The sequence below is a fragment of the Methanosarcina sp. genome, assembly GCF_035390745.1.
In the GTDB taxonomy this organism is placed as follows: domain Archaea; phylum Halobacteriota; class Methanosarcinia; order Methanosarcinales; family Methanosarcinaceae; genus Methanosarcina.
Genome location: NZ_DAOOUJ010000030.1, coordinates 21,571 through 37,205, shown reverse-complemented (window position 1 = coordinate 37,205; position 15,635 = coordinate 21,571). Strand labels below are relative to the sequence as shown.

The window sequence follows — 15,635 nt, the reverse complement described above, 5'->3', positions numbered from 1 at the left end:
CACATTTGACCTGTGTGAGGGATACATACAAGACATTTCTTGTATATAAAGCTTTGTGTCTTCCCCCTCAGCAAATTCATGCCGTGGGAGGAGAATTACAATGCATTTCTCATATATAAGCGTTTCCCTTCAAAGAAGGGTAAACAAATTTGAAAGATGGAAGATGAATGGTTAAAAGATTTCAAAGGAGTTTGCCTTTTGAATCCTTACCTTCGTCCGTTTTTATTAGCGATCATTACGAAAAATAAATCGCTCAGGCACTATTTGTTCCGTTTTTAAGATTTCGTTTTTAAGTACCTGTTCCGTTTTTCGAACACCGTTTTTCACCTTCGGGATGTCTTGTGACGCCCGAGAAGCAACCCTAAAATGGCACATCTACTATAAATAATTTTCCATCAAAAATTCAGAAAAGTAAAAGTTCAGATTAACTTTTAAAAATATACATGAAGTTTATATACCAGAAGTGTACATCCATGTAGGTGATTACTATGAATGTACACACTGAAAGAAGGGATCGATTTTTACATCGAACCCATGCAGAATAAAAAAGTAACTGTTTTTGACACAACACTGCGTGATGGAGAACAAACCCCGGGAGTATCCCTGACTTCTACCCAGAAGCTGGAAATTGCTCATCAACTTGACAAACTCGGGGTAGACATAATAGAAGCCGGATTTCCCATCTCTTCAGAAGGAGATAAAGAATCCGTAAAATCGATTTCTAATGCCGGACTTGACACCACAGTCTGCGGACTTGCTCGTGTGCTGAAAAAAGATATCGATGCCTGTTTTGAAAGTGATGTTGGCCTTGTGCACACCTTCGTCCCAACCTCGGATGTACAGCGGATCTATACCATCAAAAAGAGCCAGGAAGAAGTCATTCAAATGGCTGTAGAAGCTGTCCAGTACATCAAAGACCACGGGCTTAAGTGCATGTTTTCCGCAATGGATGCCACCAGAACTGACCCCGCATATCTCATAGAGGTTTTCAAGGCTGTCCAGGAGGCAGGCTGCGACATCATTAACGTGCCGGATACTGTCGGCGTCATGGTTCCGTCTGCAATGTACAGACAGATAAAAGACATTGCAGCTGAAATAACGATACCGATAGACGTACACTGCCACAATGACTTCGGGCTTGCAGTTGCAAACAGCCTTATGGCTGTTGAGGCCGGAGCATCTCAGGTACAGGTAACTATAAACGGCATAGGAGAAAGGGCAGGAAATGCTGACCTTGCCCAGACAGTTATGAGCCTTACATCAATTTACGGTGCGAAAACCAATATCCGAACAGAATACCTTGTAGAAACCTCGAAAATGGTCGAAAATTATACAGGAATCAGGCTCCCGCCAAACACGCCTGTGGTAGGGCAAAATGCCTTCTCGCACGAGTCAGGAATCCACAGTCAGGGAGTGCTTGAAAAATCCGATACCTTCGAACCCGGTATTATGACCCCAGAAATGGTCGGGCACAGAAGGCGCATTGTCCTTGGAAAGCACACCGGCAAACATGCGGTCAAACAGTCCCTTGAGTCTGCTGGCATAAAAACCAGTGATAAGCAGCTCGATGAGATTGTGCTCAGGATCAAAGAAATCGCAAACAAAGGCAAACAGATAACAGATGCCGACCTCTATGCAGTCGCCTCTGCAGTGCTCGGAAAAGCAAGCTCTGATGAAGAGCTGATTAAACTCAAAGAAGTATCCGTCATGACAGGAAACATCATCACACCTACGGCTGTGGTGAAAGCAGATATTGAAGGAAAAGAAATTATTGCAGCAAGAACCGGAGTCGGACCAGTGGATGCCGCCCTCCATGCAGTAAGGGACATCCTTGGCGAGAGCAACCATTTCAAACTTCAGGAATTCAGGATCGATGCTATCACTGGTGGGGCAGACGCTCTTGCCGATGTGTACATAGGTCTCGAAAACGAGAAAGGAAGAATTGTGACTGCACGGTCTGCAAACCCGGACATAGTTATGGCTTCCGTGGAAGCTCTTGTAAATGCTATGAACCTGCTGTATAAGAAAGAAAAAATCTAAAATCAACTCAAAAGTGAAATTCAGATAAGGCAGATGCCTCTTCATTTTTCGGGTTTGTATTCCTCAAGATGATAAAGTAAAATAAAATGAAATGGAATACAAACCCATGCCTTATCCAATTATTGATTCTCACTGTCACCTAGATTTTCCAAAATTCAACCCTGACCGGGAGGAGGCTATCCTCCGCGCCCGGAAGGCAGGAGTTGTCGGAATGGTCAACTCCGGAATTTCACTCAAAGGCAACCGCATGAGTCTTGAACTTGCGGAAAAGAATGAGGATATCCATGCCTCTCTGGGTCTGAGCCCTGACATAGGCAGGGAAGGCAATGACAAAGATGTGGATGCTATCATTGCCCAGATAGAAGCCAATGCAGAAAAAGCAGTTGGCATAGGAGAAGCCGGCCTCGATTTTCAGGACTGTAAAACGAATGAAGAACGTGAGAGGCAAACAGCATCTTTTAAAAAGGTAATAGAGCTTGCAAAAGAACTAAATAAACCTCTTGTGGTGCACGCCAGGCTTGCTGAAGCTGAAGTTCTGAAACTTGTCAGAGACGTGGATACCGTAATTTATCACTGCTACAGCGGTTCTATTGAGACGATGCAGGAAATTGTTGATTCAGGATACTTTATTTCCCTGGCAACACTTGTCTGTTTTTCCGAACATCACCAGACTCTTGCAGCAGAAGTGCCCCTCGAAAACCTGCTTCTGGAAACCGACAGTCCTTTCCTTTCCCCGCGCAGAGGCAGAAACGAGCCCGCTTTTATCGTTGATTCAATTCCTGTAGTAGCCAAACTTAAGGAAATGGAACCTGCAGAAGTTGCTAAATTTGCAACCGAAAATGCGCGCAGGGTTTTCAGGATATAAAGTTTTAAAATACTTCAGGAAAAAGAGGGAAACAGAAAACAGAGAAGAAGCGGAAAAAGCAAGGAAAAAAAGAAAAAGGAGCAGAAGAGGAAGAAACATGGAAGTCCGGTACATTTGCCCCACAGCTTACGATTCCAGCGTTTATCTTGTAAACGGAAAAGTACTCATAGACGCGGGAATGAACAGTGATCTCATCATTAAACAAATAGAGAAATACATCAAACTTACAGACCTGAAACTCATCATCCTGACTCACTGCCATTATGACCATACAGCAGCAGCAGCAGCAATTGCAGAAAAGAGCGGGGCAGCGGTTGGAATACACAAAGCTGATCTTGAAGGTGTAAACGACGAATATCTTAGCGTCTCCGTCCTTTTTGGAGACAGAGCACCTGCTGTCAGACCCACAATTACATATGAAGAGGGAGATAAAATTGACGTTGGAGACGGTGAATACCTTGAAGTTATTCACACCCCGGGCCACTCAAGAGGAAGCATCTGCCTCTACGAGCCTGTCTCAAAGAGTCTCTTTTCAGGGGATACCGTATTTCCAGGAGGAGGATTTGGGAGAATGGACTTTGAGGGCTCAGAACCAGACAAGATGATTGGATCTGTAGAAAAGCTAACAAAACTCGATGTAAAAACCCTGTACTCCGGTCACGGAGCCCCTACAGACAGGGACGGAAACAAACAGATTATGGCTTCGTACACGATGCTGAAAATGATGATGGGAGAATAAGAATATCTAAAGGCATGAGGGAACTCTAACCTGAAAACAAAACCGACTGCTTAACCAAGGAGAAGGCAAAGAGCCCGGAAAAAGAATATGGCAAAAGATACAGCATCAAAAGACACGAATTCAATATTTCCTGAAGAAAACAGGAAATTCAGCAGAAAAAAATCAGATAGGGAAAAGGATGTGAAGCTGAAAAAAGGGGCGGATAGAAAACAGGCTGAAGAAATCACTGGCAAGAGAGCCAGCTCTTTCGTTCCGAAAAAGGTAGAAACAGGAACGGAAGAAAAATCAAGAACAAATTCCGCAAGAAAGCCTGAAAAAGCGGAATCTTCGAAAGCCTCCGCCGGAAAAGGAAAAAAAGCAGAATCGAGATCTGAGGTTAAGACTGTAAAAAAAGAAAAAAAGCAGAAAAAAAGATTTTCCTCCTCTCTCCCTCTGTCAAAATTCCTTCCGATGAGCCCTGAAGAAGTAAAAGCCCGCGGCTGGAAGGAGCTTGACATTATCCTTGTCACCGGAGATGCCTATGTGGACCACTCCAGTTTCGGGACTGCAATAATAGGAAGGGTCCTTGAAGAAGCCGGCTTCAGAGTGGGAGTAATTGCCCAGCCGCGCTGGGAAAATCCTGAAGATTTCAAAAAACTGGGAAAACCCAGACTCTTCTTTTCCGTAAGCGCAGGAAATACGGACTCCATGGTAAGTAACCTGACCCCCGGACTTAAGCCCCGGGATAAGGATGCATACTCCCCGGCAGGCAAAACTGGACTTCGCCCTAATCGCGCGGCGATCATCTATTCAAACAGGATAAAAGAAGCTTTTCCTGATGTGCCTATAGTGCTCGGAGGAATAGAGGCTTCCTTACGGCGCTTCGCCCATTATGATTATCTTTCAGATAAGGTCAGGCAGTCAATTCTGGCTGATGCCCCTGCTGACCTCATTGTTTACGGTATGGGTGAACTCCAGATTGTGGAAATTGCAAAGCGCCTTCAGGCTGGAAAGGATATAAAGGAAATCAGAGACATCCCGGGAACAGTCTGGAAGATGGAAGTTAAAGCCTGGAAAGAGCTTAAAGAAAAAAGCAAAGGGAGAGCCGAAGAACAGGATAGGCAGAAACAGGGCAAACAAGAACAAAAAGAGGAAAAAGAATTAGAAGAGAGCGGATCCGGAAATAAGGCTAAGGATGCGGTTCAGGATACAGCCCCGGAAACAGCCGAATTTTTCAAGGAATATATCGAAATCCCTTCATTTTCTGAAGTTTCTCAGGATAAAGCGGCCTTTGCAAAGGCTTTCCGCACATACTTCCTGGAACAAAACCCGATTACCGGAAAAGGTGTCATCCAGCCTCACCCGAAAACCGTTATTGTACAGAACAGGCCAATGAGGCCTCTTACAGAAGCGGAACTTGATCGCGTGTATGAACTGCCATATACAGGTGAAGCCCATCCTTCATATACCGAGCCCGTGCCTGCCCTTGAGATGGTGAAATTCTCCCTGACGACGCACAGGGGTTGTTTCGGAGGCTGTTCTTTTTGTGCCATCACCCAGCACCAGGGGCGCATGATTGCGAGCCGCAGCATTGAGTCCGTCCTGCGGGAGGCAAAGAAGCTTACGGAAAAACCCGATTTTAAGGGCATAATCAACGGAGTCGGAGGTCCCACTGCCAATATGTACGGCATGGGGTGCAGGTCCTGGGAAAAGAAGGGAGCCTGCCTGGATAAAGCCTGTCTCTACCCGCGCATCTGCCCCGCGCTTGATACAAGCCACAAAAAATTACTTGAATTGATGAAGAGCCTGCGTGAGCTTCCAGGGATCAGGCAGGTCTTTACAGGATATGGCGTGCGCTATGACCTTGCCCTTGAAGATGAAGAATACTTGAAAGAACTCTGCGCCCATCATATCAGCGGGCAGCTTCGGATTGCCCCTGAACATTTCTCAAGGCGGGTAACCGATGTAATGTCCAAGCCCGGAAGGGAAGTTTATGAGAAATTTGCAGGCAGGTTTGCTTTCTTTAACAAAAAATGCGGCAAGGAGCAGTATATTGTAAACTACCTGATGTCGGGCCACCCGGGCTGCACTCTTAAAGATATGATTGAGATGGCAGAGTATGTCCGGGACCATGGAGGTTATACCGAGCAGGTTCAGGACTTCACTCCAACTCCAATGACAGTGTCAACCTGCATGTATTACACAGGACTTGACCCTTTTACGGGCAAAAAAGTGTATGTTGCAAGGGATAAAAAAGAAAAAGCAATGCAAAGAGCCCTTATGCATTACAGGAATCCGGCAAACTATGAGCTTGTATATGAGGCTCTGGAAAAGGCAGGAAGGCTCGATCTTGTGGGAAACGCCCATAAGTGCCTGATAAGGAGAAAAGAATAAGCTTTATTATAACGCTGTCCGGGATGCGAAAAGAATTCGATATCCCGAATTTGAATAAAAACCTGAGAAAAAAATTAAAAGATAAAAATGCTTCTGTATAACTCTGTAATTTTACTGATGATAAAATCAGCTGCAAACTTTTCCTAACTCTTTCTATCAAGCTCCACACTGGTGCACAAAGTCCTGGATCTTTCCTGTTGCAGTGCCGCAGCTGATGAAAAAAGGCTTGTCCTTAACCGTAATGGTGAGATTTGACGCACCATCCCAGTCAAAATCGGCTACAACTCCATGGCCTGAGATCTCTCCTTTATTTCCTGAAGGCACGTGAAGGCCAGCAGCTTCAAGTTTATTTTTCATGCAATTGAATACATTTGGTGTGACGTTATGAAACGTTACAGGGCTACATCCCATATTTTTTCCTCCTATAATTATTGAAAGAATTATATTTCGGCTAAAATCACAAAGAGATAACATCATTTGAGTAAAATATCGGGGTCATAACAACCTCAATGAAACATTACCTCCAATACAACATAAAATAATTAAAACAGATAGATCACAAGTGTATAAAAATTTTTTGTTTTTTGAAGAGATATAGAAAACGCAAATTTTGCCCCTAACTGAATAATGACAGAAAAGTACACTTTCCTTTGTTTACATGTTTTCCTTTATTTACTCAGAATCCCTGACACTCTCTCATGAAAGCTCTCAATTTTCCGCTTACCTGCCCGCAGTAAGTAGTCAGAGGCCTCTCCTTGACCTCAATTAGCAGGTTTGCTTCCCCGTCCCAGCTAAAATGGGCAACTATGCCGTTTCCTTCAAGCTTTCCGTAATTTCCCGATGAAGTTTCGATCCCGTAGGCGCGGAGTTTTTTCTTCATGCAGGAAAAAACTTCTGGAGTTACATTTCTAAATTTGATGCCCTGGCAGCCTTCAGTGTCAATTTTTCTCTCGCCCATATTCATATCAGGTTCCTATATTTCTTTTATGAACCGTGGCACTGTCTTACGAATTGTTTTATTTTCATGGCTGCAACTTCACAGCTGACAATAAACGGTTTTTCCGTGATTGTGATCGTCAGATTGGACTGCCCATCCCATTCAAAATCTGCCACAATCCCGGATCCCGAAAGTTCTCCTCTGTTCCCTGAAGGGACAGTAATTCCTGCCTCCTGAAGCTTTTTCTTCATACATTTGAACGTATCAGGCGGGACATTACGAAACGTTATCGGTTTGCAGCTCATCGTCTTATCTTCCCAAACTATTTCTAAAGCTTATATCTGGCAGTAAAATTCAGTAGACAAGAGTCGTTTTCCAGAGATAAAAAATATACTGTTAGTAGAAAGCAGAGAATTACTATTGCCTAACCTGAAAAGATAAAATTGATTCAAAAAGATAGAAAAAAGATTTGAGCCGGAAAAAACCGGCCCATAGTAAAGGTCATCTGAAAAACAAACAGCTAATTCAGAAATACCTGAACTTATTCCATTGCCATTGCCACGAGTTCTACAATATCGATTATCTCGATATCTCCGCCTGCATCTCTAAGGTTCCTCACACAGAGGGGGCAGGAGGTGACGATATAGTCCACAGCTTCAGGAACATCTTCGAGCCTGTTTCTGGCAAGTTCAAGAGAGATGTCAGGATATCCGATCCTTACCCCTCCTCCACCGCCGCAGCAGCGGGAATTTTCTTTGATGTTTTTCATTTCCTTGAGGGTGCATATAGCCTGGATGACTTTTCTGGGTGCGTCGTAGATCCTGTTGTGCCTGCCCAGGTGGCAGGGGTCATGATAGGTGACTGTCAGGTCAAGGCGTTTCAGGTTTAGCTCTTCCAGGTGCTCGGCAAGGAATTCTGGGAGACTGATAACCCTGAACTCGTCGGGATAGTTGTTTTTGAGGGTTGTGTAACAGCCGGCACAGCCTGTGATGATAGTGTGAGCTCCCACTTTCCGAATCCGCTCAAGGTTATGTTCCATAATCTTTTCTGCATCTTCCCTGAAACCAGTACGGAGGAGAGGAGAAGCACAGCACTGCTCGTCCGACAGGAGGGTGACTCCGAAATGCTGCAAAACCTCAAAGGTCTTTTTTGCAAATTCCGGATAGCGGTAGGAGTCAAAACAGCCTACAAAGTAGACATAATCGGATTTCTCCGGGAGCTTTGAACGTTCTGTATCAGAAAGCCAGTGAAGACGGCTTTTTGTTTCCCCAAAGGAGTTGCCGCTTGTCGTAACTGCAGTTTTCAGCTTTTCCTGGGCTTCGGTTGTTACACCGCATTTTACCAGCTGAGCACGGGCAGCCTCCACAACTTCAGGAGGGTTTGCGCCGGCGGGGCATTTGGCAGCACAGATTCCGCAGGTCGTGCAGGAAGCCAGGCTTGGGAGGACATCTTCGGAAGGCGGCCTTCCTTCAAGCAGGCTTTTAATGATAAGCATTCTTCCGCGCGTATTGGCAGATTCCCAGCCGACCACTTCAAAGACCGGACAGACTGAGCGGCAGGTTCCGCACTGCACACATTTATAAACAGAACGGCGGTCAACTTCAAAGGGCAGCTCTTTGCTGTTTTTCTCGCCGATTTCATTTCCATTCACTTTCTCTGCCCTCACAGTTTCTTTTTTTACTTCGTTCTTTTTTACTTCGTTTTTCATAATTTTACAGCCCCAGTTTGCCCGGGTTCAGGATTCCCTTCGGGTCAAGGGCTTTCTTGATTGCACGCATTACTTCAAGAGCAGGACCCCACTGGGCTTGCATGTATTCAGCCCTGGCTGCACCCACGCCGTGCTCGGAACTGACCGTGCCCCCAAGCTCTATTGCAGTCCTGTGAACAAGGTCGGCAGCCCGGTTAAGGCGGTCCCACTCGTCATTGTTCAGGACGTCAATAAAAAGGGCAAGGTGCAGGTTTCCATCTCCAATATGCCCGTATTTCATGGCAGGCAGGTTAAATTTTTCAGAAATCTCCTGCGCCTTTCTGAGCAGCTCCGGAATCTTCTTTATGGGAACCCCAACGTCTTCTCCGACATAAATCCTGGTTTTCGTAGGGTCAAGGCGGGAAACCGCAGCCCCGACAAGCTTTCTGGCTGCCCAGATGTCTGCCATTTCCTTTTCGCTTTCCGCAAGCTTTATGGAGAGGGCAAGGGGAGAACAGACCTCTATTATCTGCTCTGCAGCTTCATGCGCAGAGTTTTCCGTGCCATCGACCTCGAAAAGAATAACATCGCCCTCAGAAGGCAGCACAAGTTTAGGATCATAGCGTTTAAGCACCTGCAGGGAAACCCGGTCAAGGATCTCACAGGCTGAAGGGATAACCCCATTTGAAAAGGTCTTTACAACTGCCTGCCCTGCAACCTCAGCACTTCTGAAGGAAGCGATTACAAGTTTTCTGGTCTTCGGGAGAGGGGCTATTTTCAGGCTGGCTTTTGTGACAATTCCCAGCGTGCCTTCAGAGCCTATAATAAGCTGGGTCAGATCATAGCCTGCAGCTGATTTCAGCATTTTTGAGCCTGTGTGGATAACAGTCCCATCCGCAAGCACCACTTCCAGGTCGCGGACGTAATTTCTGGTTGTGCCGTACTTAACACAGCGCATTCCGCTTGCGTTATAAGCAATCATGCCTCCGATGGTACACATCGCAGAACTTCCCGGGTTAGGGGGAAAGAAAAAGCCGTATTGCTTTAAAGCTTCATTAAGGGCGTCCTGGATTATTCCGGGTTCCACGACTACCTGGATGTTGTCAATATCGATTTCAAGAATGCGATTCATTCCCGACATGTCCAGCACAATGCCTCCACTAACAGGGACAGCTCCACCGGCAAGGCCTGTGCCTGCTCCCCTTGCGGTTACAGGGATCTCATTTTCATAGGCAAGCCTGACAATGCGGCTGACCTCGTCGGTGCTTTTGGGACGCACCACATAATCAGGCATCCCTTTGACCTGGGACGCGTCAGAAGAATAACAATAAAGTTCAGAAGGCGAGACCGAGAGCCGTCCGCCAACGATTTTTCGAAGCTCTGCAGTTATATCCATTATAGACCTCAAATGTGGAATTCAAATGTGAAAAATAGAAAACCTGTCACCGTTGGGACAGAAATGAGAGATAATTTGCAGCAGATAATCAATATTAATAATATATAAGAATATACCATCCTCCTTCCTCCAGAGATACATTTGAAATCCAGAAAATGCTTACAGCTTTTCCAGATCAGGCGAAGAGAAAATAAAGAAGAGAAGAAAAAAGGAACTTTTTCAGAAAAAAATGCAGGGCAAACCTTTACATCCTGATAGACATAAGAGGACAAACATGACACAGTACTTTGAAATAGAAAATAGAGATGGAGCAGCACGTATAGGAAAACTCCTGCTCTCTCCCGAACTCCGCACACCCTGTGCCCTGCATACGGCAGCACTCGGAAACTTTGAAAACCCGGGACCTGTGATTGATGCTGGCAGCCTCTGGACTGCTAACCTGGAAGAACTTCAAGCACGTATAGAAAAAATACGCGAAAAAACAGGAAAAGGAACTCTCATAATTCTTCCCCATCAGGCTTATCCGCCTGCTGTTCCAGCCGACTCGCTCGGAAAAACAGAAAAATTTACTTCTCTCGGTGATGAAAGCGCCGAAAATGATGGTCCCACTGGCTCTCTTTTACGGATAGGCGGAGAGGTTAAGAAGAGCGACCTTTACATAATAGAAGGAGCAGGGACACTGGAAAATAACGCCCGCAGGTTTCTGGAGGTTTTAATAGAGCTTAAAAGCCGCATCCCTCCGGATACTGCCCTGTACGCGCCAAACCTGGCTCTTCCTGAAAATGCAGCGATGCTTGCCTACATGGGAATCGATGTAATGGATGATATAAAGGCAGAAATTGCAGCATATTCTGATGTTTACCTTACTGCTGCCGGTAGTTTTTATCTTGATTCCCTTGTAGAGTTCCCCTGCAGGTGCCGGGTATGTGCTTCAACCACGCCCGCAGAGCTCAGGGCTCTTCCGAAAGCTGAAAGGGCAAAGCTTCTTGCAGCCCACAACAGGGATGCTCTCGATTCCGAACTTGCCCTTGTAAGGGAAAAGATCCGGGCAGGAAACCTGCGCGAGTATGTGGAAGGGCAGTGCAGGGTAAAGCCCTGGCTTACAGCCCTGCTGCGCCTTGGGGACTTCGAATATTATTACCTTGAAGAAAGGGTTCCTGCTTTCCGGCAAAACCAGCTCCTTGCAGATACTTCTGAAGCCCTTTCAAGGATCGAAGTGGTGAGATTTGCACGCCGCATACAGGAAAGATATACACCTCCTGATCTTGATATCCTTCTGCTCCTTCCCTGCGCAGCCAGAAAACCCTACTCAACATCCCAGTCCCATCAGAAATTCATCCTTACTCTTGGCAAATACCGGAAGTTTATCCATGAAGTAATCATAACATCGCCCCTGGGAATCGTGCCCAGAGAATTAGAGCTGACCTATCCGGCAGCCCATTACGATACTGCAGTTACCGGGCACTGGGATGAAGAAGAAAAATCCTGGGTTTCCAGCTGCCTTGAAAATTATCTCTCAAAACACAGCTATAAAGCGATAGTTGCCCATGTGGAAGGAGCATACAGAGAAATATGTGAAAGGGTAGCTGAAAAACTGGGACTTGAAATAGTTTATACTGCCGGGGAAAGCCTCACTTCCTACGAATCTCTTTCGAACCTGAAAAATACTGTTGAATCAATCTGCACATCCGAAAATTTCAGCAGAAAAAGCCAGAATGCAGAAGAAGAGAAAAAGAATTTCGTAAAAGCGGTTGCAGGCTATCAGTTCGGAGGGGGAGCAGAGTATCTATTTTCTGAAGAAGCCGGAAACCCTGTGGTAAAAGGTCGTTTCCCGAAGTACCAGCTCTATGCCGGAAAAAAGCAGCTTGCAACTTTAATTCCGCAGTACGGGATGCTTGCCCTCTCTCCTGAAGGAGCGGAACTGGTACTGAAAAGTGAAAAGTATGTTGTAAGGATTGACGACTTTGTCCCGCGAGGTTCCATTCTTGCTCCCGGGGTTCTTGAGGCAGACCCCGGAATAAGGCCGAATGATGAGGTAATAGTGCTTGGAAAAAAAGCACTCTGTGTGGGAAGGGCTGCGATGAGCGGAAGAGAAATGAAAGAGTCAGACAGAGGTGTTGCAGTAGACGTAAGGCACGTCAAAAAACTTTAATACAGGTCTCTCGCAAGAGAACAGTTTTCCCCTCGAAGAAGTAATAAAATGGTAGAAATATATAATGGTATTATGATAAGACGGTTCACACCTGAGGATTTCCAGGAAATAGTCGAAATTGAAGAAGAGGCTTTCTCGGAGCATAACTCCCTGGTGTATATGAATTTTTACGAAATGGTTGGGGACGGCTTTCTGGTTGCAGAACAGGATGGAAAAGTCGTGGGGTATGTGGTAGGTTACCGTTCAGCAGAAAACGAAGGACATATATTTTCTGTCGGCGTTAAAAAAGAATACCGGGGAAGAGGAATAGGTACAGGGCTGATCCATGCCATATGCGAAATCTTTGTCGCAAATGGGCTTAAATACGCAAGACTTGAAGTAAGAACCAGTAATACTGATGCACAAAAATTATACAGATCTATAGGATTCACACCATGCTGGACTGAAAAAAAGTATTATTCCGATGGAGAAGACGGTATGGTAATGAAAATGCATCTGCACCCATACCGTCTTTTGGTCTCAAAACAAAAATATCTCGAACCCGTATTTTCGGACAACGAATTCTTCACTACAATTAGGGGCCCTATCAGTTATTACCGATGAGCTTAATGACGGAATTCATGGAATCTCTCATATGAGCAGATGCTTCCTCAAAGATAGGGTCATCCCGCGACATGAGAGTGGCAAGCTCGCCTCCTAAAATAAAAATTGCGCGCTTGTGATCCGCCTTGCTCCTGTGGATGTGGACAGGGCTTATCGATAAAGCCTTGTAGTCGTCGAACTCGTGCGTTACACCGTGCCTCTCAAAGTACCTCTTCATTTGAGCCATATATGTGTGCAGTTGTATTAGTTCTTCCTTGTGCATAGCGAACAGACCTACAATTTTACAAGATCAATTAAATATTATCTGGAACCGAATAAAAGAATTACCCGAGGAATGATGCTTCCTATTTTTAGTAAATAAATTTTTCTATATATTGTATATGAAAAATAATGAAAGATTACAGATATGAGTGTGAACTTTAGTTCCATAGTGTGAAATCATACCAAATCGTGGTGATTTCACCTCGGACATACATAAATGTTGCACATAAAATAAAAAAAATGAGATAATTGTTTAATCAGGAAAAAATTACTGCTTGAAGAAAGCTCGATAACAAATAATATTCCGAAAGAAACAAAAAGATAGAAAAAATGAAAAAAATAGAGAAAAAAGAAGTGAAAAACCTCCTTAAAGCATGCTGGAGGTCAAAACTTCCATATCTGCAGGAACTTTAGCTAGATTTCCTATTTTTACGCCTATAAGATTCTTGATCGCATTGCTCGAAGCGATATCAACAAGCCTCTGTGTGATTACGCCATCAAAAACTACACTTTTCACATTATCTCTATAGTTCTTTAATCTGCTTGCAAGATCTCTGACCGCAATTTCCTCTATTACCTTGTCTTCGGAGTCCAGAATCCTTGCTGTCAATGTCCCTTTAAGGGCGTCAACATGCGGCCTGAATCTCACAGCTTCCGGAGAGACTGGAACCGGAACCACTGGTCTGGAAGGAGCCGGAGAAACCCTTACTGCCTCTCCACCAGGTACCTTCACAGTCGGGACTTTCTCAGCAGCAGGCTTTCCCCGGGGAACTCGGGTAGCAGGAACTGCCCTTGCCATAACTGCAGGTTTTGCAACAGCCGGTCTTGCCTCAACTTTTTCTGCCGCAGCAGGAGCTTTTTCAGCAGATCTTTCGGGAATTCTTTCCGAAACCTTTTCGAAAATCTTTTCCTGAGGTGTTTCAGGGACCTTTTCTTCCATTTCTTCAGGGAACTCCCCTTCATGAATTTCTGACTTCGGAGATACCCTGTGGACTTTCACACGTTTGTGCAATTTCTTTTCAGCAATCCTAGGAGCGATTTCCGGTGTCCTTATTTTTCTTTTGGAAACACGTTCCAGCCTGCATGCGCTGTCTTCACTTTCTTTTTCCTGAATTCCGTATTTCTCAATAATCTGTTCCACTGGAACCTTGCGACGAAGGGCTCTAATAATTTCTTTCTGAACCAGGTCTTCTACACATTTGCCATCTGGAGCACGTGCAACATAGTCGATATCTGCCACCTGCAGAAGTTCGCGTATAATGAGTTCTCCGCCCCGGTCTCCGTCCGTGAAAGCAGTTACTGTTTTCTTTTTAGTAAGTTCAGCAACCTCAGGCGGAATGTTAGTTCCACCTACGCAGATGGTATTTTTTATCCCATAGCGGAGAAGGTTCAGGATATCAGCCCTGCCTTCGAGAATAATGATAGCATCTGAGTTAAGCACATTAGGTCCACAGGGTATTCTCGATTTGCCATAATAAGTCAGCTCATCAACCCTGACGGACTGTCTGACCTCATCGGCAAGTTCCTGAGATTCGGGCACAGTTTCATCGAACATTTTCGTAAAGATGAGTTTTGCCCTTTCAATGATCTTTTTACGTTTTACGGCCCTTACGTCTTCCACCTGGAAAACCTCGATTTTGGCACTGCATGGACCTACCCTATCAATGGTTTCCAGAGATGCTGCAAGAATTGATGTCTCTACCTTGTCAAGGCTCGAAGGAACGAAAATATTTCCTTTGGTCTTTCCGCCTTTTGCGGTGACCATTACCTCAATCCTTCCGATCCTTCCGGTTTTCTGAAGATCGCGCAGATCAAGATCAGCTCCGAGCAGTCCTTCAGTCTGACCAAAAATTGCGCCTACGATATCAGGGCGCTCAATAACCCCATCAGCAGTGATTTTAGAGTGAATAATGTATTTTGTGGTATCCGTATTTTGCATGTAAATTCTCCCAGAACTATTATAATGATTTATCATGATATATGTATTATGAAAGATTTTTTTCTTAAGTGATTTTTCTGGCTAATTGACAGGAAATAGCCTTTCATACACGGTGTACAATTTTTTTCCGACTTCAGGCCCATAGCACTTTTTGGCAGCACAGGACATCCTATATCCCTGGAAACGTTCCGGAAACCATAGGAACCAGAGATACAAAAGTAATAGCAAAATCAGATTAAAACCAGGTCAGGGATAATACACCCTTGAAAAGGCAGATTCAGAACTAAAGGCGGATATGAACCGGAAAAAGGGATTCCGGAACATCTGCAACTGCCTGTTGCGCTTATGCCAGGAGAATTAACAGATGGAATACTTCCTGACCTGTTTCTTGATGAAAGTTCTTACCTGTAAGGTAAATCACCAGATTAATGACAGTCTGGTTTTAAAGCTCTCACAGATAGAGCTGTTCTTACTTTCGACCAGAATGAACAGACACTGCAATACCTACAGAGATTCTGTACCTGCCCGAAGGCCTTAGCCCTAACATAAGCTTATGAGGGTTCTGAAATAATTCTCAGAGCCGTAAGTCAAATTACGTGTTATGATTCAATCGCCTGATGTCTGAAAACTTCCAGAGATATTC

13 protein-coding genes are annotated in these 15,635 nt (G+C 44.9%); 6 read left to right on the top strand and 7 right to left on the bottom strand.

Annotated elements, in window-relative coordinates; all coding sequences use genetic code 11:
• Positions 1–492: 492 nt before the first annotated feature.
• The 4 genes from PLL47_RS08650 to PLL47_RS08635 all read left to right on the top strand — a co-directional run bounded on the left by PLL47_RS08650 (position 493) and on the right by PLL47_RS08635 (position 6,017).
• On the top strand, positions 493–2,040 hold the full coding sequence (locus tag PLL47_RS08650) for a 2-isopropylmalate synthase (RefSeq protein ID WP_324445788.1): 1,548 nt from the start codon (positions 493–495) through the stop codon (positions 2,038–2,040).
• 106 nt (positions 2,041–2,146) lie between these two features.
• Positions 2,147–2,905 (top strand): TatD family hydrolase, encoded by a 759-nt coding sequence (locus PLL47_RS08645; RefSeq protein WP_502883689.1) that lies wholly within the window; start codon positions 2,147–2,149, stop codon positions 2,903–2,905.
• Positions 2,906–3,002: 97 nt separating this feature from the next.
• A complete protein-coding gene (locus tag PLL47_RS08640) occupies positions 3,003–3,644 on the top strand; it encodes an MBL fold metallo-hydrolase (RefSeq protein ID WP_324445786.1) in 642 nt (213 codons plus the stop codon).
• Between the two features lie 450 nt (positions 3,645–4,094).
• Positions 4,095–6,017, top strand: coding sequence for a YgiQ family radical SAM protein (locus tag PLL47_RS08635; protein WP_324445791.1), 1,923 nt, complete (start codon positions 4,095–4,097; stop codon positions 6,015–6,017).
• A 156-nt stretch (positions 6,018–6,173) separates the two neighbouring features.
• Here PLL47_RS08635 and PLL47_RS08630 read toward each other — a convergent pair whose 3' ends face one another.
• From PLL47_RS08630 to PLL47_RS08610, 5 genes are all read right to left on the bottom strand, one after another.
• Positions 6,174–6,428 (bottom strand): hypothetical protein, encoded by a 255-nt coding sequence (locus PLL47_RS08630; RefSeq protein WP_324445785.1) that lies wholly within the window; start codon positions 6,426–6,428, stop codon positions 6,174–6,176.
• A gap of 265 nt (positions 6,429–6,693) precedes the next feature.
• Positions 6,694–6,975 carry a hypothetical protein gene (locus tag PLL47_RS08625; protein ID WP_324445784.1) on the bottom strand — a complete coding sequence of 94 codons (282 nt, stop codon included), beginning with the start codon at positions 6,973–6,975 and terminating at the stop codon, positions 6,694–6,696.
• 26 nt (positions 6,976–7,001) lie between these two features.
• Positions 7,002–7,259 (bottom strand): hypothetical protein, encoded by a 258-nt coding sequence (locus tag PLL47_RS08620; protein WP_324445783.1) that lies wholly within the window; start codon positions 7,257–7,259, stop codon positions 7,002–7,004.
• Between the two features lie 236 nt (positions 7,260–7,495).
• On the bottom strand, positions 7,496–8,662 hold the full coding sequence (locus tag PLL47_RS08615) for a (Fe-S)-binding protein (protein WP_324445782.1): 1,167 nt from the start codon (positions 8,660–8,662) through the stop codon (positions 7,496–7,498).
• Positions 8,663–8,666: 4 nt separating this feature from the next.
• Positions 8,667–10,037: an FAD-binding oxidoreductase gene (locus PLL47_RS08610; RefSeq protein ID WP_324445781.1), complete on the bottom strand. Its 1,371-nt coding sequence runs from the start codon at positions 10,035–10,037 to the stop codon at positions 8,667–8,669.
• Positions 10,038–10,311: 274 nt separating this feature from the next.
• Here PLL47_RS08610 and arcS point away from each other — a divergent pair, with 274 nt between their 5' ends.
• On the top strand, positions 10,312–12,189 hold the full coding sequence (gene arcS, locus PLL47_RS08605) for an archaeosine synthase subunit alpha (protein WP_324445780.1): 1,878 nt from the start codon (positions 10,312–10,314) through the stop codon (positions 12,187–12,189).
• A gap of 72 nt (positions 12,190–12,261) precedes the next feature.
• Positions 12,262–12,792, top strand: a complete 531-nt coding sequence (gene rimI, locus PLL47_RS08600; protein WP_324445790.1) for a ribosomal protein S18-alanine N-acetyltransferase — start codon at positions 12,262–12,264, stop codon at positions 12,790–12,792.
• Here the strand turns inward: rimI and PLL47_RS08595 are convergent.
• Together PLL47_RS08595 and dnaG are read right to left on the bottom strand one after the other, a co-directional pair.
• Positions 12,776–13,054 carry a UPF0058 family protein gene (locus PLL47_RS08595; protein WP_011033241.1) on the bottom strand — a complete coding sequence of 93 codons (279 nt, stop codon included), beginning with the start codon at positions 13,052–13,054 and terminating at the stop codon, positions 12,776–12,778. The genes rimI and PLL47_RS08595 overlap by 17 nt on opposite strands.
• A gap of 366 nt (positions 13,055–13,420) precedes the next feature.
• Complete coding sequence (gene dnaG / locus PLL47_RS08590) at positions 13,421–14,992, bottom strand: DNA primase DnaG (RefSeq protein ID WP_324445779.1); 1,572 nt, start codon at positions 14,990–14,992, stop codon at positions 13,421–13,423.
• Between the last annotated feature and the right edge of the window lie 643 nt (positions 14,993–15,635).